The organism is Modestobacter lapidis (assembly GCF_054780755.1).
In genome coordinates this window covers 66374-83912 of the sequence record NZ_BAAGVS010000016.1, presented here as the reverse complement: position 1 = coordinate 83912, position 17539 = coordinate 66374, and the positions used below count along the sequence as shown (strand labels likewise).

Below are 17539 nucleotides of genomic sequence, written 5' to 3'. Positions count from 1 at the left end.
CATCACCGGAATCACCCGCCAACCGGATCACCACCCGATCCAGGGCCACCACACTCTTCACCAACCCACCCGGGGCAGAGAGCGGAGCATCGTCGGGGGCGGCGCTGACGTTCGGCGTGGCAGTCATCTGTCCTCACACGGTCGATCGGCGGTACGGAAGCGTCCTGATGGGGAAGTCACGGTGTGCCGGATCACGATGGGACGTCGTGCGACACGGCCGCGCGGGCCTTTCCTGCGCGCCCGGGATGTCCCCGTCCCCGGCGTGTCCTGCGGCAACACTAGTGGGATGTAGCGCTCTGAGCGACGAGGACGTCCGCGAATTCCTGCATGTCGAACGATCCGCGGCTACTCCCGCTTTCTTCCTGTCTGAGCCAACCGCCCACCGGACCGGGTCATTCCACCAGGAACGCGGCAAAGACGCCCCGGCACCTGGTGCCGGGCGCAGGCCAGCGGCTCCGGGTACCGGAGCACGTCGCTGCCCTGGACGCCCGAGGAGCAGCTTCTCCCCCACCGGCAGGTAATCGGTCTCCCGCTCCAGGTGAAGCTCACGGTGCGAGGCGCGCTACCAGCCGACGGCGACCGGGCCGTCCTCGAACTGCCGGCACGTTGTCCAAGCGGGCACAGCTCGTGTGGTGTCAGGCGACGTTCCTGCTGCATCCCCGACCTGGAGTGCGGGCTCCTGGACAGGCCGTGACCGACCGCGGGGCTCAGCCGCGGGGGCGGGGGCCGGCGAGCTCGCGCGCCCGGGTGAGCTCAGCGGCATCCAGGGCGTCGTCCTCGCCGCGCTCGCGGGCAGCCTCCTGCGCGTCGAGCCAGGCGGCGTGCTCGTCCCAGGCCGCGGCCGGAGGGGCGTCGAGAGCGGCGGCGATGTCGGCCCACCCCGCACCACCGCGCAGTGCGGCGCGGACGCCCTTCTGCCGGCTGGCGTGCGCCTTGCGAGCCACCACCTCGCCGAGCGCGAGCAGTTCCAGCGCCTCCTCGACGTCGAGGGAGGTGGTCGCCTCCTTGATGGCGCCCCAGTGGTCGTCGTCGTCGGTGGCGTCGTGATCGACGGGGACGACGTGGTTGTCACGCCGGGCGAGGAAGTCCAGCCGCGTCACCGCGGTCACCAGGGAGAACTCCTCCAGCACCTGGGGGGTGTTGGGCGCGAGCTCGGGAGTGGTGGTCATGCCGGAGAGGATGCCCTCGGTAGCCGGTTCGTAACAGGTTCGTGACCTTCCTCTCGTCGCGCCGTGTACCCACCGACCGCGGACGACTGCGCTGCGTCCCCGGTTCCGGCGTCCGCGCCGGCTGCCGCGGGCCGGGTGGGGAGGACAGTGGCCCCCGGGGGCGCACCGACGCGAGGAGAACATCAGTGGCGAGGACGGATGACAAGCGAGATGCCGACGTCGTGGCGGTCACCGAGGGCCCGGCGGCGGCCGCCGGGCTGACCCGACCCGCAGGGCTGGACCGGGAGCGCATCCTGCGGGCGGCCATCGCGTACATCGACGCGCACGGCCTGGCCGCGCTCACCATGCGCCGCCTCGGTGCCCAGCTCGGCGTCGAAGCGATGGCCCTGTACCGCTACGTGCCGGGCCGGGAGGACCTGCTCGATGGCGTGGTGGACACCGTCGTCGAGAGCCTGTTCGACGACGATGGCCGGCCCGACGACATCCACCTCGAGCACGCCGGCGGCTGGCAGGACTACCTGGTGCGACTGGCGCACGGGGTCCGCCGGATCGCCCTGGCCCACCCCGCGGTGTTCCCGCTGGTGGCCAGCCGGCCGCCGGCCGCGCCCTGGGTGCGGCCGCCGCTGCGCAGCCTGCGGATGGTCGAGTCGTTCCTGGCGAGCATGCGGGAGGGCGGCTTCTCCGACCAGGCCGCGGTCGCCGCCTACCGGGCGTACTCCAGCTTCCTGCTGGGGCACCTGCTGCTGGAGGTCACCCAGCTCGGCGCCCAGGTCAGCCTGCTGGACCTGCCCGAGGGCGACGCCGACGCCCAGCGGTCGACCGACCTCGGCCGGTACCCGCACCTGACCGACCTGGAGCCGCTGCTGGCCCGGGACGAGTCGGCCGTGGAGTTCGAGGAGTCGCTGGAGAACCTGCTGGACCGGCTGACCCGGGTGCTGCACGAGGCGAGGAACTCCGAGGACGGCGCCGTGCTGGACCGCTGACGCCGGGTCGTCGGCCAGTCGTCGGCCAGTCGTCGGCCAGTCGTCGGCCGCGGCGATCCGGCGGTGGCGCACCGATCGAGGCGGAGCGCCGGTTTACGACGTAAACCGATCGGGCACCCCAGTGTCCGGCGAGCGGCTGCGCGATGCAGACAGCTCCGCCGCGCCAGCCGATCCACTTCCGGAGGTACCCCGCGTGATCACCACCCAGGACATCAGCCGCATCATCGGCACCAACGCCGTCGACAACGACGGCAGCAAGCTCGGCAAGATCGGCCAGGTCTACCTCGACGACGAGACCGGCCGCCCCGAGTGGGCCACCGTCAGCACCGGCATGTTCGGTACCTCGGAGACCTTCGTGCCGCTGGCGCAGGCCGAGATCACCGACGACACCCTCCGGGTGCCCTACGACAAGGCCCGGGTGAAGGACGCCCCCCGCATCGACGCCGACCAGGGCCACCTGTCCCCGCAGGAGGAGTCGGAGCTCTACCGCTACTACGGCGTGGCCACCGGCGACACCGGTGGCTTCGCCGAGCGCACCGACAGCACGACCACCGACACGAACGCCCGGGGCACCGTCGGCCACGACACCTCCGGCCCCACCACCGATGACGCGATGACCCGCTCGGAGGAGCAGCTGCGCGTCGGCACGGAGCAGGTTGCGGCCGGCAAGGCCCGGCTGCGCAAGTACGTCGTGACCGAGGACGTCACCACCACGGTGCCGGTCTCCCACGAGGAGGTGCGGATCGAGCGCGAGCCGATCACCGACGCCACCGCCGGCGACGCCCTCGACGGCCCGGCCATCTCCGAGGAGGAGCACGAGGTCGTCCTGCACGCCGAGCGCCCCGTGGTGGCCAAGGAGGCCGTTCCGGTCGAGCGCGTCCGCCTCGACGTCGACACGGTCACCGAGCAGGAGACCGTCACCGACGAGGTGCGCAAGGAGCAGATCGACACCGACGGCGTCGAGACCACCGATCGCACCGCCGGCACCGACCGCCGCTGACGCCCGGCGGCGTCAGCGGACGCCGCTCCCCCAGCCCAGGAGGCATCCATGTCCAGCTCCACCCCCTCCGACGACGTCTCGTCCACCGACGGCGCCCGCGCCTCCCGCGGGCCCGGTCGCGATGCCGTCGACGCCCAGCACGACCGCTTCGGCGGGATCAAGTGGGGCGCGGCCTTCTTCGGTTGGCTGTCGGCCAACGGCCTGGCCGTCCTGCTCATCGCGCTGGTTTCGGCCGCCGGCGTCGCCATCGGCCTGACCCAGGGCGTGCCTTCGGCCGACGAGGCCACCGCGAGCGCCGGCGGGATCGGCATCGGCGGCGGCATCGCCCTGCTCGTCGTGCTGTTCCTGGCCTACCTGGCCGGCGGGTACGTGGCCGGCCGGATGGCCCGCTTCGACGGCGTGAAGCAGGGCATCGCCGTGTGGGTGATCGGGCTGCTCGCAGTCATCCTGCTGGCCGTCCTCGGCCTGGTCTTCGGCTCGGAGTACAACGTGCTGGCCCAGCTGGACCTGCCGCGCATCCCGGTCGACGAGGGCACCGCGACCACCGCCGGCATCGTCGCGCTGGTGGCCGTCCTGCTGGTCACCCTGCTCGGCGCCATCCTGGGTGGCAAGCTCGGCGACCGCTTCCACCGCAAGGTCGACCGGGCCGGCTTCGACGTCTGATCCCTCCCCCGGTCGGCACCACCGGCCCCGGCCGATCCGAGCACCGCACGGGTCGGCCGGGGCCGGTGGTGCTGCTGGGGGAGGTGCGGCGTCGGGATGGCCGGGGGGCCGCGTGTTGCGCCGCGACCCCCCGGCCCGCTGGCGGACCGTGGGGCCATGGGCTTCACGTACCGGACCGCTCGCGCGGTCATGATGGTCGGGTCGGTGACGGATCCCCGGGGGCTGCGCCCGCAGCTCATCGGCCCGGCCCACGCGACGATCAGCAGCGTGTCGACCGCCGGCCGCAAGGCGCTGTGCGGCGCCTACGTCGCCCGCGACGAGCAGGTCGCCTGGCCACCCGCCGAGGAGCCGCGCGACGTGCTCTGCCCGACCTGCCGCGAGCTCGCCCTGCTCTGACCCCGCCCGTCCCGCGGGAACCGCAGGTCCCGGCCGACCGTCCCGTCACAGGCGCACCACCACTCCTCGGTACCTGACGGGAACGGTCCGTCCGAGCCGGTACACAAGGAGCATGGGCGACACCGCTGATCTCCAGCTCAGCACCGGGACGACGGCGACCCCGTCCGGACCGGCGATCTCGGTGGAACTGACCACCACCCCGGTGCTCAGCTCCGCCCTGGCGCACGCCGGCGTGCCGGTGGTCTCCCGGCTGGCCCTCGGCAGCTCCGGAGGCGACCTCCGGGCGGCCCTGGTGCGGCTCACCGTCGCCGACGCCGAGGGTCCGATCGGCGCCCCGGTCGAGCGGCTGGTCGACCTCACGGCCGGCCGCACCACCGTGCTCGGCGACGTCGGGCTCACCCTGGACCCCGCGGCGATGCTGCAGGTTCCCGAGCGGCGCCCGGGTTGGGTCCGGGTCGAGGTCGAGGTCGACGGCCGGCTGCGGGCGCAGCGGCGGGTGCCGGTGCACGTGCTGCCCGCCGGCCAGTGGTTGGCCACCCCGCTGCCGCTGGCGCTGGAGATGCTCGCCGCGCACGTGCAGCCGCAGCACCCGGCGGTCACCGAGCTACTCGCCGAGGCCGCCGAGGTGCTCGAGGGCGGCACCGGCAGCGCGCAGATGGACGGGTACCAGGTCGGCCCGGAGCGGGTCGACGACATCGTCGACGCCCTGGCCGCGGTGGTGCACCGCCGCGGCATCCGCTACGGCGAGGCCCCGGCCAGCTGGACCGACCTGGGGCAGGACCTCCGCCCGGTCGACGAGGTCCTCGCCGGCGGCGTCGCCACCTGCCTGGACACCGTCCTGGTCCTCGCCGCGGCCTGCGAGGCGGCCGGCCTCCGGCCGCTGCTGTGGCTGGTCTCCGGCGGCGGCACGGCCGGGGAGCACGCCTTCCTCGGCTACTGGCGCGAGGAGCGCAGCGCCGAGACGGTGGCCACCACCGACGTCGCGGGCCTGGTCGACCAGGTCACCGCCGGGCGTATCCGGCTGGTCGAGACCAGCCTGCTCACCGCCGGCCGGCGGCCGGTGGTCGACCTGCACGGCCCCGCCGCCGGCGCCTGGCTGACCGGTGACCTGAGCCGGGTGCTGGGCGTCACCGACGTGCACCGCGCCCGTACCGACGGCGTGCTGCCGCTGCCGGCCCGCACCCGGGACGCCGACGGCGGCCTCCGGGTCGTCGAGTACCGGCCGGCGGTCCCGGCCGCGCCGGCCACCGCTGCCCCGCCGGCCGTCCCCGACAACACCGCGGCCCGGGCGGCGGCGCCCGCCCGCGTCCAGCAGTGGAAGAACGCGCTGCTCGACCTCAGCCTGCGCAACCGGCTGGTCAACTACACCGGGCGCGCCGGCCTGCCGCTCGCCGTGCCCGCCCCCGCCCTGCCGACGCTGGCGGACGCGCTGCACGGGGGCGCCGCGATCACCCTGCTGCCGGCCACCGCCCTGCCGGCCGAGACGCTCATCGAGCTGCTGCGCGACCGCGGCACCGTGCACGCCGACGTCCCGGCGTCCGGCTACCTGCCCCGGCTGCGCGGCCTCGCCCACAAGGCCAGGACGCTGGTCGAGGAGACCGGCGCGAACAACCTGTACCTGGCGCTCGGCTCGCTGGCCTGGGAGCTCGACGGCCGGGCGCTGCGCTCGCCGCTGGTCCTGGTGCCCGTCGTCCTGACGTCGGCGTCCCGGGGCGGCGCCTACCGGCTGACCCTCGACGAGGCCGGGGTGAGCACCCCCAACTGGTGCCTGCTGGAGAAGCTCCGGCAGGTGCACGGGCTGACCGTGCCGGGGCTGGGCGACCCGGCCACGGACGGGGGCGTCGACGTCACCACCGCATCCACCGCGCTGCGGGCGGCGCTGGCCCGGCACGGCCTGCCCTTCCGGGTGGAGCCGACCGCCGACCTCGCCGTCCTGCAGTTCGCCAAGTACCGGCTGTGGAAGGACCTCGACGAGCACTGGGCGGAGCTCGCGGCCAACCCGCTGGTCGCCCACCTGGTGCAGGCGCCGGGCGCGCCGTTCGCCGACCCGGTCCCGGACCCCGTCGACCCCGTCGACCTGGACGAGCTGGCCGCCCGCCTGCCGGTACCGGCCGACGCCTCCCAGCTGCAGGCCGTGGCCGCGGCCGCCGCCGGGCAGACCTTCGTGCTGGAGGGCCCGCCCGGCACCGGCAAGTCCCAGACCATCACCAACCTGCTCACCCGCGCCGTCGCCGACGGCAAGCGGGTGCTGTTCGTCGCCGAGAAGCGCGCCGCCCTCGACGTCGTCGCCCGCCGGCTCGAGGCCGTCGGGATGGGCCCGTTCGCCCTCGACCTGCACGACAAGGGCAGCCGGCCCGCCGCCGTCCGCGCCCAGGTCCGGGCCGCGCTCGAGCACGCCGTCGAGGTCGACGCCGCCGCCCTGGCCGCCGACGACGAGGCGCTCCGCGCCGCCCGCCGCGGCCTGGACTCCTACGCCGACCGGCTGCACTCCCCCAACGCCGTCGGGCTGTCGTTCTACTCGGCGCGCACGGCCGTGCTGTCCGCCGGCGACGACGTGCCGGCGCTGCCGGTGCCGGCCGCCTTCGTGGCCGGCGCCTCCACCGAGACGCTCACCGCGGTGCGCCGGGCACTGGCCCTGCTGCCCGACATCGCCGACCTGGCCCGCCCCTCGGCCGGCCACGCATGGGCGTTCATCGACACGATCATCCTGGACATCACTGCCGTGCAGCAGTCGGCGGTCGAGGTGGACCGGGCGATCCGCGCCCTGCCGGCCGAGGGCCCGCTGGCCGCACTGCTGCGGGCGGTCCGAACGCCGGAGCACCTGGACACCCTCGTCCACGTGCTGGCCGGCCCGGCCATGCCGCTGGCCGTGCTCGACGAGGTCCGCACCGAGCGGTGGGTGGCGGCCGCCGCCGCGGTCACCGGCGAGGTGGCGGCCCTGGTCGGAACGGCGCACCCCGGTCTGGACGTCGCGACGCCGGAGGCCCTGGCGCTGCCACTGGGCCAGCTCTTCGTCGAGGCGCAGACCGCCGCGGCCACCGGCCGGCTGGGCCGCCGCACCAAGCTGGGCGCGATCCGTGCCCAGCTCGCGCCGGTGCTGCAGCCCGGCGCCCGGGTGCGGCGCGCGGACGTGCCGGAGCTGACCGCGTCGCTGTTCCGGGTGCAGACCGCGGTGCAGGGCATCGCCTCCCGCGCCTCCGGCGTTCCGGGCCTGCGGGTGCCGGCCACCTGGAACCCGTTCCTGGACACCGGGCGGTTCCTGCTCGACGCCGAGGTGGTCTGGCTGCGCCGGGCCGCCGCCGCCGTCGGGGGCACCGACGCCTTCACGGTCGCGCTCCGCCGGTTCCTGGCCGTCGGGCCGGCGGTCGACCCGGCCGCCGTGGAGGCAGTGGCCCGCGTCCGGAACGCGCTGCAGGTGCTGCTGGGCGCCTGCTCGGCCGGTTCCGCGCAGCTGGACGCGTGGAGCGGGGCCGACGGGCTGGTGCTGCGCTGGACGATGACCCGGCCCGAGCGCGGCGTGGAGTACACGCACCCGATGTCGCTGCGCCGGTGGGTCAGCCTGCTGGATACCCTCGAGCCGCTGCGCGCCGCCGGGCTGACCGCGGCGCGCACCGCCCTGCTCACCGGCTCGGTCCGCGCCGAGGACGCGGTGCGCGCGCTGGACCGTGGGCTCGCCGAGGCGTCGGTCGTCGAGCGCCGCCAGGCCACCGGCCTGGGCGAGTTCGACGCCGAGCTGCACGAGCGGATGATCAGCCGGTTCGCCACGGCGTCCCGGGCGGTGCGCGAGCACCTGGTGACCGCGCTGCCCGCCGACGTGCTGGCCGCCCGGCCGTTCGACCCGACGTCCGCCGACGGGCCGGTGGGTGCGCTGCGCCGGGAGCTGGACCGCACCCGCGGTGGGCTGGGCGTGCGCGGGCTGCTCGGCGAGCACGGCGCCCTCATCACCAGCCTCCTGCCGTGCGTGCTGGTCAGCCCCGACTCGGTGGCCCGCTTCTTCCCCGCCGTGGCCGGGCAGTTCGACCTGGTGGTGTTCGACGAGGCCTCGCAGATCCGGGTCGCCGACGCGGTCGGCGCGCTGGGCCGGGCGAGGGCCGCCGTCGTCGTCGGGGACAGCAAGCAGATGCCGCCGACCTCGGTCGCCGAGCCCGTGGCCGGCCCCGATGGCGCGGACGCCGGCGAGGTCGACCTGGTGGAGGACGCCGGCGCGGTGCAGGACGAGGAGTCGATCCTGTCCCAGTGCGTGCAGGCCGGGGTGCCGCGGCACTGGTTGTCCTGGCACTACCGCAGCCAGGACGAGTCGCTGATCGCCTTCAGCAACGCCGAGTACTACGAGCGCCGGCTGAACTCCTTCCCGGCGCCCGTGCACGGTGCCGGGCCGGCCGGCGCGGAGGGGCTCGGGGTCTCGCTGGTGCAGGTGGGCGGCACGTTCCACCGGTCGGGTACCGGGCGGCGGCTGCGGACCAACCCGGTGGAGGCGTCGGCCGTGGTGTCGGAGGTGCTGCGCCGGTTCGAGGCCTCGCCGCACCAGCTGCCCTCGATCGGCGTGGTCACCTTCAACGCCCAGCAGCGCACGCACATCGAGGAGCTGCTGCGCGACTGCGGCGACGAGCGCGTGGTGGAGGCCCTGGACCGCACCGACGGCGAGGGCCTGTTCGTCAAGAACCTGGAGAACGTGCAGGGCGACGAGCGGGACGTCGTCTTCTTCTCCACCGGCTTCAGCCCCGACGCCCGCGGCAAGCTGCCGCTGAACTTCGGGCCGCTCAACCGGACCGGCGGCGAGCGGCGGCTCAACGTGGCGGTCACCCGGGCCCGGCGGCAGGTCGTGGTGTTCTGCTCCTTCGCCCCCGAGCAGCTGCGCGCGGAGGACACCGCCTCGGTGGGCGTCAAGCACCTGCGCGCCTACCTCGACCTCGCCGCGATGGGCACCGACGGGCTGGCCCGCGCACCGCACCAGGTGCCGGCCCCCGACCGGCACCGCGAGGAGATCGCCGCCGCGCTGCGGTTCCGCGGTCTCGTGGTGCGCACCGACGTCGGGCTGTCGGACTTCCGGGTCGACCTCTCGGTCGCCCGCGCCTCGTCCCCCGACGTCCCGGTGCTCGCCGTGCTGCTGGACGGCGCGGCCTGGGCGGGACGCCGCACGGTCGGCGACCGCGACGGCCTGCCCGTCGACGTGCTCCGCGGGCAGCTCGGCTGGCCGGCGGTCGAGCGGGTGTGGCTGCCGTCCTGGCTGGGCGATCCCGACGCGGTGCTCGACCGGCTGGTGGCCGCGGTCGAGGCGACGCCGCTGCCGCCGCGCGCGCCGGAGGTGCACCGCCCCGCCCGGCGTCCGACGCCGTACCGCCGCACGCCCGAGGCCGGCGCCGAGCCGGCCGTGCCCGCGGGCAAGGCGCAGCTTGCCGTGGTGCCCAGCGCCCCTGCCGTCCCGGCGGGCACGCCCGCCCCCGGCCGACACGCCGCACCGCTGTCGACCTCGGGGTCAGTGTCGCTGGCCGCCACGTCGGTGTCGGTGGCGCCCGCGCCGGCCGACGTCCCCGCCACCCCGCCGCGGCTCACCCTGGTGCCGGCGCCGGTGGAGGTCGCGGCGGCACCGGCACCGGCACCGGCACCGACTCCGGCACCGGTCAGGACACCGGCCAGGGCCGGGGCCGCCCGGCCGGCCGCGCTGGACGGGGAGCTGCCCTTCGTCGTGTGGACGCCGAAGCCGGCCGGCGAGAAGAAGGTGCTGGACTCGCTGGCCGACGCGAAGGCGGCCCGTGCGGTCCGCCGGGTGCTGGCCGCCGGAGTGCGCACCGAGGGGCCGGTGCACCGCGACCGGCTGGTCCGGGCCACCGCCGCCGCATTCGGGCTGAGCCGGGTCTCCGGGGCACGGCGGGACGCGCTGCTCGGGCTGCTGCCCGAGGGCAGCGTCGTGGGCGACTTCGTCTGGCCCGCCGGCGTGGACGCCGCGACCTGGAACCGGTTCCGCCGGCAGTCCAGCAGCGCGGACCGTCCGCTGGACCAGGTCGCCCCGGAGGAGATCGGCAACGCCATGGCCGCGCTGTGCCGGGCGGCCGGCGGGCTGACCCGGTCGGACCTCTACGTCCGGACCCTCGACGTCTTCGGCTCCCGCCGGCGCACCCCCGCGCTGCTGCCCCACCTCGAGGCGGCGCTGACCCGGTCCGTAGCCGCCGGCCGGCTCACCGAGCAGCCGGACGGCCGGATCACCGGCTGACCGGCCGCCGGCCGGGCCCGCATCCCGCGGTGCCCGGCCGGCGCCGATCCGATCCGCGTCAGCGGCGGCCGGTCGTGCCGCCCGTCGTGCCGCTGCCCTTGCCCCGGTTGGTCACCGAGGACAGGGCCTGCTTGATCTTCCGCTTGTTGTGCGGCTTGCTGGCCTCGTCGATGGCCTTCTTCGCCAGTCCGCCCTTGGTGATCTTGCTGAGCAGTCCCATGACCGCCTCCTGGTCCGTCGGGGTCGATCTCTCGACCATGCCCCCGGACGTCGCTCGTCAACCGGCCTCCGGGTCCCGATCCCGGATCTCCGGGCGCCGGTCGGCATCGGTCTCCCCGGCCGGGCCGTCGTCGCTCTCCCGCGCGAGCAGGAAGGTGGCCGCGCCGAGCAGCAGGCCGGCGGCGACGGAGCAGCCCACCACGACCGGTGCGCCGATCGGGCCGAGCACGTCGGTCAGCAGGGAGCGGGACGGCGACGTCGGATCGCTCAGGGCGACCCCGACGAACACCGCGACCAGCGCCCCGGCCACGCCCGAGAACAGGTGTGCCCCGCGCCCGGCGAGGCCCATCCGTGCGGTCATCGCCCGGCCGGCCCGCACGATCCGCCCGGCGCGCAGGACCCGCAGGGCACCCACCGTGCGCACCAGCCGCAGCACCTGCACCGGGCCGACGGCCAGCACGACGGCGACCACGACCCCTACGGTCATCAGCAGCAACCCGAGGTGCGCACGGAGCCACGCCCGCTTGCTCTCGGCCAGCGCCAGTAGCACCACCGTCTCGGCGACCAGGACCAGCCCGCTGAGCGCGTCGACGACCTGTCCGGCCGTGCCCAGTGCCCCGCCGGCGAAGGTGAGGAACATCGCCGGGATGGAGGCGAGCGCCGCCACCAGCACCGGCAGCGCCAGCCGGCGCCGCCAGCGCTCCTCCCTGCTCACCTGCGCCACGCTAGCCAGGTGCATCGTCCGGAGCCCGGGAGCGAACGTGGCCGGCCGGAGCTGTGGCGCCGATCACAGGCTCCCCTAGGGTCCGGCCATGGCGATGCGGGAACTGACCACGATCTCCACCGGCGGCTCGTACTTCGAGGGTCCGCGCTGGCACGACGGCACCTGGTGGGTGTCGGACTTCTACACCCACCAGGTGCGCCGGGTCAGCGCCGCGGGTGCGGAGACGGTGGTGGCGACCGTCGACCAGCAGCCCTCCGGGCTCGGCTGGCTCCCCGACGGCTCGCTGGTGATCGTCTCGATGAAGGACCACCGGCTGCTCCGCCTCGCCGACGGCGAGCTCACCACCCTGGCCGACCTGACGCCGCACTGCGGCGGGCACCTCAACGACTGCGTCGTCGACGCCGCCGGGCACGTGTTCGTCGGCGACTTCGGCTTCGACCTGATGGGCGGCGGGGACGGTGCGCCGGCCTCGCTGAAGCGCGTCGACCCGGACGGCACGATAACCGTCGTCGCCGAGGGGCTGCAGTTCCCGAACGGCTCGGTCATCACCCCGGACGGCGGCACGCTGATCGTCGGCGAGACGCTCGGCAACCGGTTCACCGCCTTCGACCTCGCCCCGGACGGATCGCTGTCGGGCCGCCGGGTGTGGGCCCAGCTCGGGCCGGAGGTCACCGGGTCGGCCACCGCGGAGGTGCTCGGTCAGCTCGTGGTCGCGCCCGACGGCTGCACGCTGGACGCCGACGGCCACCTCTGGGCCGCCGACGCCGTCGGCAACCGGGTGGTCCGGGTCGCGCCGGGCGGCGACCTCGTCGACGAGATCGCGGCACCGGCGGGCCAGGGCGTCTTCGCCTGCGCGCTGGGCGGGGACGACGGCCGGACGCTGCTGATGTGCTGCGCGCCGGATTTCGCCGAGCACAACCGGGCGCCGGTCCGCGAGGCCGTGCTGGTGACCGCGCAGGTCGACGTCCCGCACGCCGGCCGGCCCTGAGCCGGGCGGTAAAGCGGGTGCGCGGGCGGGTGTAGCGGCGGGTTGACTGCACCGGCTGCGCAGCCCCGTTCCGGGCACCCCCGGGACGGGATCGACGACGAAGAGACGAAAGGACCATGGAGGAGATCAACGGACGCCTGCTCAACTGGGCGTCCATCCTGGAGCCCACCACCCGCGAGCAGGCCGAGCGCACCGCGGCGATGCCGTTCATCCACCCGCACCTGGCGCTGATGCCCGATGCGCACCTGGGCAAGGGCGCGACCGTCGGGTCGGTCATCCCGACCGAGGGCGCGATCATCCCGGCCGCGGTCGGGGTCGACATCGGCTGCGGGATGATGGCCGTGCGCACCCAGTTCTCGGCCGACGACCTCGGCGGCCCGCTGGACGTGCTGCACGGGCAGATCGCACGCGCCGTCCCGTTGTCGGCCGGCCGGTACAACAAGTCCGTGCGCGACAGCGCCGCACCGCGGGTCGAGGAGCTGCGGGCGATGCCCGGCGTCGACCAGGCCGACGGGGTGGCCGGCAGCTGGCCGCTGCAGCTGGGTTCCCTCGGCTCGGGCAACCACTTCATCGAGGTCTCCCTCGACGAGGCCGACCGGGTCTGGCTGTTCCTGCACTCGGGCTCGCGCGGGGTGGGCAACAAGCTGGCGTCGGTGCACATCCGCCGGGCGCAGGAGTGGTGCCGGGCGCAGGGCATCGAGCTGGCCGACCGCGACCTCGCCTACCTGCCGGAGGGGACGCCGGAGTTCGACGCCTACATCGAGGCGCTGCGCTGGGCGCAGCGGTTCGCCTGGCTCAACCGCGAGGAGATGATGGACCGCGTCGTCGACCAGCTGTCCCGGTTCCTGAAGACCGGGGTCGAGCGGCTCGAGCAGGTGCAGTGCCACCACAACTACACCGAGCGCGAGGAGCACTACGGCCGGGAGGTGTGGCTGTCCCGCAAGGGAGCGATCTCCGCGCGGAAGGGGCAGTGGGGGCTGATCCCGGGCTCGATGGGAACGGCGTCCTACGTCGTCGTCGGCAAGGGGAACGTGCCGGCGCTGATGTCCAGCCCGCACGGCGCCGGCCGCAACCACTCACGGACGGCGGCCCGCAGGCTGTTCACCCGGGCGGACCTGGACCAGCGGATGACGGGCATCGCGTGGGGCCGCTCGAACGCGTTCCTCGACGAGCACCCCGACGCCTACAAGGACATCGACGTGGTCATGTCGGACGCCGCTGATCTGGTGGAGGTGCGGCACACGCTGCGCCAGATCGTGAACGTCAAGGGCGACTGACCGGGGCCACACGGTGGCGAACCGGTCCCAGTCGCCGGCGTCGCGCCACACGGCCCAGTCCTCCACGACCTGGCGGATCGCGAGACGGTCGGTGTCGGCGGTCGTGCTCTGCGTTGCGGCCACGCGCCGGTGCTCGCACGCGGGCGCCTCCTGCGGCCGCCCTGCGCCGCCGGGTGCTCACCCGGCCGCTGACCTGGGTAGGCGGAGGTCCTGCCCACCATCGGAGGAGCCCGTGGCCCTGTCGCCGCTGCCGTCCATGCCCCGCTCGCACCGCGTCGCCGGCGCGCTGATCGGCGCCGCGGTCGGCGATGCGCTCGGCGCGCCGTTCGAGTTCGGGCCGCCCGGGCAGTTCTCGGCCCGGTTCCCGGTCGCCGCCCGGGGAGTGCAGACCGAGATGTGCGGTGGAGGGGCGCTGCACTGGGCGCCCGGGGAGTTCACCGACGACACCCAGATGGCGCTGCTGCTGGCCACCTCGCTGCTGGAGCGCGGCGGGCTGGACGAGGCCGACGTCTTCGCCCGGTTCCAGCGGTGGGCGCGGGCGGAGCCGCCGGACATCGGCAGTCAGACCCGCGCCGTCCTCGGATCGGACCGGCCCTGGGACGTCGCCGCCGCCGAGCACTTCGCCCGCCACGGGCACGCGGCCGGCAACGGCTCGCTGATGCGGACGACGCCCGCAGCGATCCGCTTCGCCCGCGCCGGCACCGCCGCGACGATGGGCGCCGCCCGCCGCCAGTCCGCGCTCACCCACGGCGACCCGTCGGCCGGCGAGGGGTGTGCGGTGTTCCACGAGCTGGTGCGGGTGGCCCTGGACGGCGGTGATCCGCTGGTCGCGCTGCCGGCCACCCTGGCGCTCGTCGCGCGCGAGCACCGGGCCCGGTGGGCGACGGTGCTGGCGCCGGACTGGACGCCGGACCGGGCGACCGAGAGCAACGGCGCGGTCTGGCCGACCCTCGGCACGGCGGTGTGGGCGCTGCGGCACGGCCGCGACGTCGCCGAGGTGCTGCGGCTGGTCATCGACCAGGGCGGGGACACCGACACGGTGGCCGCGGTGGCGGGCGGTCTGGCCGGCGCCGTGCACGGCATCGCGGGCATCCCGATGCGCTGGACGTCGGTGGTCCACGGCCGCGTGCCGGGCTGGTCGGACCGGGTGTGGTGGCTGGCCGACCTGCACCACCTGGCCGCGGCGCTGGACGGCTCGACGGCCCCGCCGTACGAGGCCCCGGAGACCCGGCGGCTGGCGCCGCGGGAGGTCGCCGACGGGGTCTGGGCGGCCGACCTGGACGGCGCACGCCACAGTCCGGCCGACTTCGCCGTAGTGTCGTTGTGCCGGACAGGGACGCGTTTCGAGCACGACGTGCAACGCTTCGCGTACCTGACCGACGACGACGCGAACAGCGAGCTCGACGCCGTCCTGTCCGACGTGCTCGACGACATCGAGGCGCTGCGGGCGGACGGACGGCGGGTCCTCGTGCACTGCTTCGCCGGGCAGTCCCGCACGGGGCTGGTGCTGCGTGCCTGGTTTCGGCGCAGCTCGGGGCTGTCGGCGGCCGAGGCGACCGACGCCGTCGGACGCCGCTGGCCGTACCTGAGCCTGTGGAACGAGAGCTTCACCCACGCGCTCGAGCGCGTGCACTGACCGACCGACGAACGGGGCCCACATGGCACTGATCACCTGCCCCACCTGCAGCTCCGAGGACATCAGCGGCAAGCCGCAGCCCGATGGCCGGCTGCTCATCCACTGCGACAGCTGCGGCTACGAGTGGCTGCGCGGCGAGACCCGGCGTGACCCCACCCGGCCCGCCGTCCGGTCGATCGACTCGCTGCAGGCGGAGTTCCCGACCGCCGCCGACGTCCGTCCCGACGTCCGCGAGCGGGTCATGCTGCTCCAGTCGGAGTTCCAGCTGGAGCGGCCCGAGCCCGACCCGGACGTCGAGCCCTACCGGGCGCGCTACGCCGAGCTGTTCAGCCAGGACCGGCTGCGCTCGGCCACCCCCGAGCAGCTGCACCACTTCGTCAACTCCGACACCGTCGCCGGCGCCGGCAACGTGTCGGGCTTCAACCGGGCGTGGAAGACGCAGGGCCCGGACCGGTCCGCCGACCAGGTGCGCGCGACGATCGAGTACCTGCTGTACGGGCCGGAGAGCCTGCGCCTGGAGGACCGGCTCACCCAGCTCGTCGACGGCAAGAAGGGGCTGGGCTTCCCCGGGTTCAAGGAGGCGCTGCTCACCAAGGTGCTGTGCGTCGTCGAACCCGGGCGCTTCCTGCCGATCCTGAAGTACTCGACCGCAGCGGATGGCAAGAAGGAGATCGCCAAGCTGGTCTTCGACCTGGACCTGCCGCCGGCGGAGAAGGTCGCCTGGACGGTCGGCCGGCTGATCCTGTGGAGCAACGACCTGCTGCGCTCGCTGGTCGGCAACGACATCCCCGACCTGCAGCAGGCGGCCCGCTTCCTCCTGTGGGCGAAGAACCAGCCGGCGATGTCGCGGACCTGACCGGCGTGACCGGAGGCTGACCCGACTGCGGCGACCGACGGAGGTCCGCCGGTCGCCGCAGCGGCCCTCACCGGCCGGTCAGCGGTGCGCCTCCCAGGCGTCGTCGTCGACCACGACCACCTCACCGCTGCCCGCGGGCAGGCCGACGAAGGCGGCCACGCTCCACGCCGACGCGTACAGCTCACCGTGCTGGATCTCCAGCCCGGTCGGCATCGTCACCTGGGCGTGGGACATCTCGCCGTGCCGGGTGATCCGGGTCAGCTCGCCCACCGTCGCCGGGTCGAAGTCCGCCGGCGGCGGCCCGTCCATCGGCGGGGCTCCCTCGAGCAGGTCGGAGACGTACACCGTGCCCTTGCGGTCGACGGCGACCCCGGTGACGGAGGTGAGGCCCTCGATCACGCGCACCACGTCGCCGTGGTGGTCGAGGACGTAGACCTTGCCGGCACCGGGCACCTCGGCGCCGAGCGTGCCGACGTAGACGAGCCCGTCCGGCCCCTCCGCGATCTCGGTGGGCACCGGGTCGCAGCCGGTGGTGCCGGGGTTGTTCTCCGCGCCCGCGCAGCCTTCGACGTCGTCGACGACGGGGGGCACGAAGAAGGTGCTGATCTCACCGCTCCACCGGTCGATGGACAGGACGGCGTTGGCCCCGGCATCGGCGACCAGGATCCGCTTGCGCTGGGCGAGGACCGAGAACGGGTTGGACAGCGCGTCGACGGGCACGCCGTCGACGAACTGCGTCTGACCGTCGGGGTTGTTGTCCAGCTCGTACTGCAGCAGGTCGTAGGTCGCCCGGACGTCACCGTCGGGCTCGGCCACGATGACCACCGACGCGGGGCCCGCCGGCGGCGGCGCGGCCGGCGCCCCGGGCTCGGGCGGGGGCGCCTCGCCGACTGCGACGTACAGCAGCCCCCGCCGGTAGTCGACGCCCTGGGCGAGCGGGAGGCCGCTGAGCAGCGTCGTCACCTCGCCGCTGTGCACGTCGATCGAGGAGACCTCGCCGCTGTCGGACTCGGCGACGACGAGGTTCCCGTCCTCGTAGTCGCTCAGCTGGCGCGGGCCGTCCAGACCGCCGGCCACCGTGCGGACGGGCGGGCCGTCGCCGTGGTCGCCATGGCCGCCATGGCCCCCGTGACCGCCGTGACCGCCGTGACCGCCGTGACCGCCGCCCCCGCCCGCGAGTGCGGCCGTGGGTGAGGCCACGACCAGCGCCGCCGCTGCGGCCACGATGGCCGCCTTCCTGCTCTGTCGCATGTCGCTCTCCTGCTGTCGAGGTCCCCCGTGAACGCGGCGAAGCTAGCGAAGGTCACGGCCCGTTATCGACGGTTTCAAGGAACTCCCTGGCGGGGTGGCGCGCGGCGTGGCCGGCTGTGAGTGCGGTGTGACGAGAGTCACCCCGGGTGTGTCCGGGCAGCCCCGG

At 74.9% G+C, this 17539-nt stretch carries 13 protein-coding genes; 9 read left to right on the top strand and 4 right to left on the bottom strand.

The window, feature by feature from the left end; genetic code table 11:
* Positions 1–707: 707 nt before the first annotated feature.
* A complete protein-coding gene (locus ACYVG5_RS15315) occupies positions 708–1169 on the bottom strand; it encodes a hypothetical protein (RefSeq protein ID WP_222050655.1) in 462 nt (153 codons plus the stop codon).
* 185 nt (positions 1170–1354) lie between these two features.
* Here ACYVG5_RS15315 and ACYVG5_RS15310 point away from each other — a divergent pair, with 185 nt between their 5' ends.
* The 5 genes from ACYVG5_RS15310 to ACYVG5_RS15290 all read left to right on the top strand — a co-directional run bounded on the left by ACYVG5_RS15310 (position 1355) and on the right by ACYVG5_RS15290 (position 10422).
* Positions 1355–2152 carry a TetR/AcrR family transcriptional regulator gene (locus ACYVG5_RS15310; protein ID WP_222050656.1) on the top strand — a complete coding sequence of 266 codons (798 nt, stop codon included), beginning with the start codon at positions 1355–1357 and terminating at the stop codon, positions 2150–2152.
* Positions 2153–2345: 193 nt separating this feature from the next.
* Positions 2346–3152, top strand: a complete 807-nt coding sequence (locus ACYVG5_RS15305) for a DUF2382 domain-containing protein (protein ID WP_222050657.1) — start codon at positions 2346–2348, stop codon at positions 3150–3152.
* Between the two features lie 48 nt (positions 3153–3200).
* Positions 3201–3815 carry a hypothetical protein gene (locus ACYVG5_RS15300; RefSeq protein WP_222050658.1) on the top strand — a complete coding sequence of 205 codons (615 nt, stop codon included), beginning with the start codon at positions 3201–3203 and terminating at the stop codon, positions 3813–3815.
* A gap of 156 nt (positions 3816–3971) precedes the next feature.
* The gene (locus ACYVG5_RS15295; protein ID WP_222050659.1) at positions 3972–4211 is read left to right on the top strand and encodes a hypothetical protein; all 240 of its coding nucleotides are present in this window, start codon (positions 3972–3974) and stop codon (positions 4209–4211) included.
* A gap of 112 nt (positions 4212–4323) precedes the next feature.
* Positions 4324–10422 (top strand): DUF4011 domain-containing protein, encoded by a 6099-nt coding sequence (locus ACYVG5_RS15290; protein ID WP_222050660.1) that lies wholly within the window; start codon positions 4324–4326, stop codon positions 10420–10422.
* Positions 10423–10480: 58 nt separating this feature from the next.
* On the opposite strand, the gene ACYVG5_RS15285 is transcribed toward ACYVG5_RS15290, so the two are convergent.
* A complete protein-coding gene (locus tag ACYVG5_RS15285) occupies positions 10481–10642 on the bottom strand; it encodes a hypothetical protein (RefSeq protein WP_222050661.1) in 162 nt (53 codons plus the stop codon).
* A 57-nt stretch (positions 10643–10699) separates the two neighbouring features.
* Complete coding sequence (locus tag ACYVG5_RS15280) at positions 10700–11356, bottom strand: hypothetical protein (RefSeq protein ID WP_460683316.1); 657 nt, start codon at positions 11354–11356, stop codon at positions 10700–10702.
* 97 nt (positions 11357–11453) lie between these two features.
* On the opposite strand from ACYVG5_RS15280, the gene ACYVG5_RS15275 reads away from it, so the two are divergent.
* The 4 genes from ACYVG5_RS15275 to ACYVG5_RS15260 all read left to right on the top strand — a co-directional run bounded on the left by ACYVG5_RS15275 (position 11454) and on the right by ACYVG5_RS15260 (position 16122).
* Complete coding sequence (locus ACYVG5_RS15275; protein ID WP_222050663.1) at positions 11454–12353, top strand: SMP-30/gluconolactonase/LRE family protein; 900 nt, start codon at positions 11454–11456, stop codon at positions 12351–12353.
* A gap of 116 nt (positions 12354–12469) precedes the next feature.
* On the top strand, positions 12470–13630 hold the full coding sequence (locus tag ACYVG5_RS15270; RefSeq protein WP_222050664.1) for an RtcB family protein: 1161 nt from the start codon (positions 12470–12472) through the stop codon (positions 13628–13630).
* 232 nt (positions 13631–13862) lie between these two features.
* Positions 13863–15266: an ADP-ribosylglycohydrolase family protein gene (locus tag ACYVG5_RS15265; protein ID WP_460683315.1), complete on the top strand. Its 1404-nt coding sequence runs from the start codon at positions 13863–13865 to the stop codon at positions 15264–15266.
* 22 nt (positions 15267–15288) lie between these two features.
* Complete coding sequence (locus tag ACYVG5_RS15260; RefSeq protein WP_222050665.1) at positions 15289–16122, top strand: hypothetical protein; 834 nt, start codon at positions 15289–15291, stop codon at positions 16120–16122.
* 78 nt (positions 16123–16200) lie between these two features.
* Here the strand turns inward: ACYVG5_RS15260 and ACYVG5_RS15255 are convergent, their stop codons facing one another.
* Positions 16201–17373, bottom strand: a complete 1173-nt coding sequence (locus tag ACYVG5_RS15255) for a ScyD/ScyE family protein (protein WP_222050666.1) — start codon at positions 17371–17373, stop codon at positions 16201–16203.
* Between the last annotated feature and the right edge of the window lie 166 nt (positions 17374–17539).

Excerpts from the sequence above, each read along its gene's own strand:
- ACYVG5_RS15260 (WP_222050665.1), top strand. The coding sequence starts at position 15,289 with ATGGCACTGATCACCTGCCCCACCTGCAGCTCCGAGGACATCAGCGGC.
- ACYVG5_RS15255 (WP_222050666.1), bottom strand. The coding sequence starts at position 17,373 with ATGCGACAGAGCAGGAAGGCGGCCATCGTGGCCGCAGCGGCGGCGCTG.
- ACYVG5_RS15275 (WP_222050663.1), top strand. The coding sequence starts at position 11,454 with ATGGCGATGCGGGAACTGACCACGATCTCCACCGGCGGCTCGTACTTC.
- ACYVG5_RS15270 (WP_222050664.1), top strand. The coding sequence starts at position 12,470 with ATGGAGGAGATCAACGGACGCCTGCTCAACTGGGCGTCCATCCTGGAG.
- ACYVG5_RS15285 (WP_222050661.1), bottom strand. The coding sequence starts at position 10,642 with ATGGGACTGCTCAGCAAGATCACCAAGGGCGGACTGGCGAAGAAGGCC.
- ACYVG5_RS15295 (WP_222050659.1), top strand. The coding sequence starts at position 3,972 with ATGGGCTTCACGTACCGGACCGCTCGCGCGGTCATGATGGTCGGGTCG.
- ACYVG5_RS15300 (WP_222050658.1), top strand. The coding sequence starts at position 3,201 with ATGTCCAGCTCCACCCCCTCCGACGACGTCTCGTCCACCGACGGCGCC.
- ACYVG5_RS15290 (WP_222050660.1), top strand. The coding sequence starts at position 4,324 with ATGGGCGACACCGCTGATCTCCAGCTCAGCACCGGGACGACGGCGACC.
- ACYVG5_RS15315 (WP_222050655.1), bottom strand. The coding sequence starts at position 1,169 with ATGACCACCACTCCCGAGCTCGCGCCCAACACCCCCCAGGTGCTGGAG.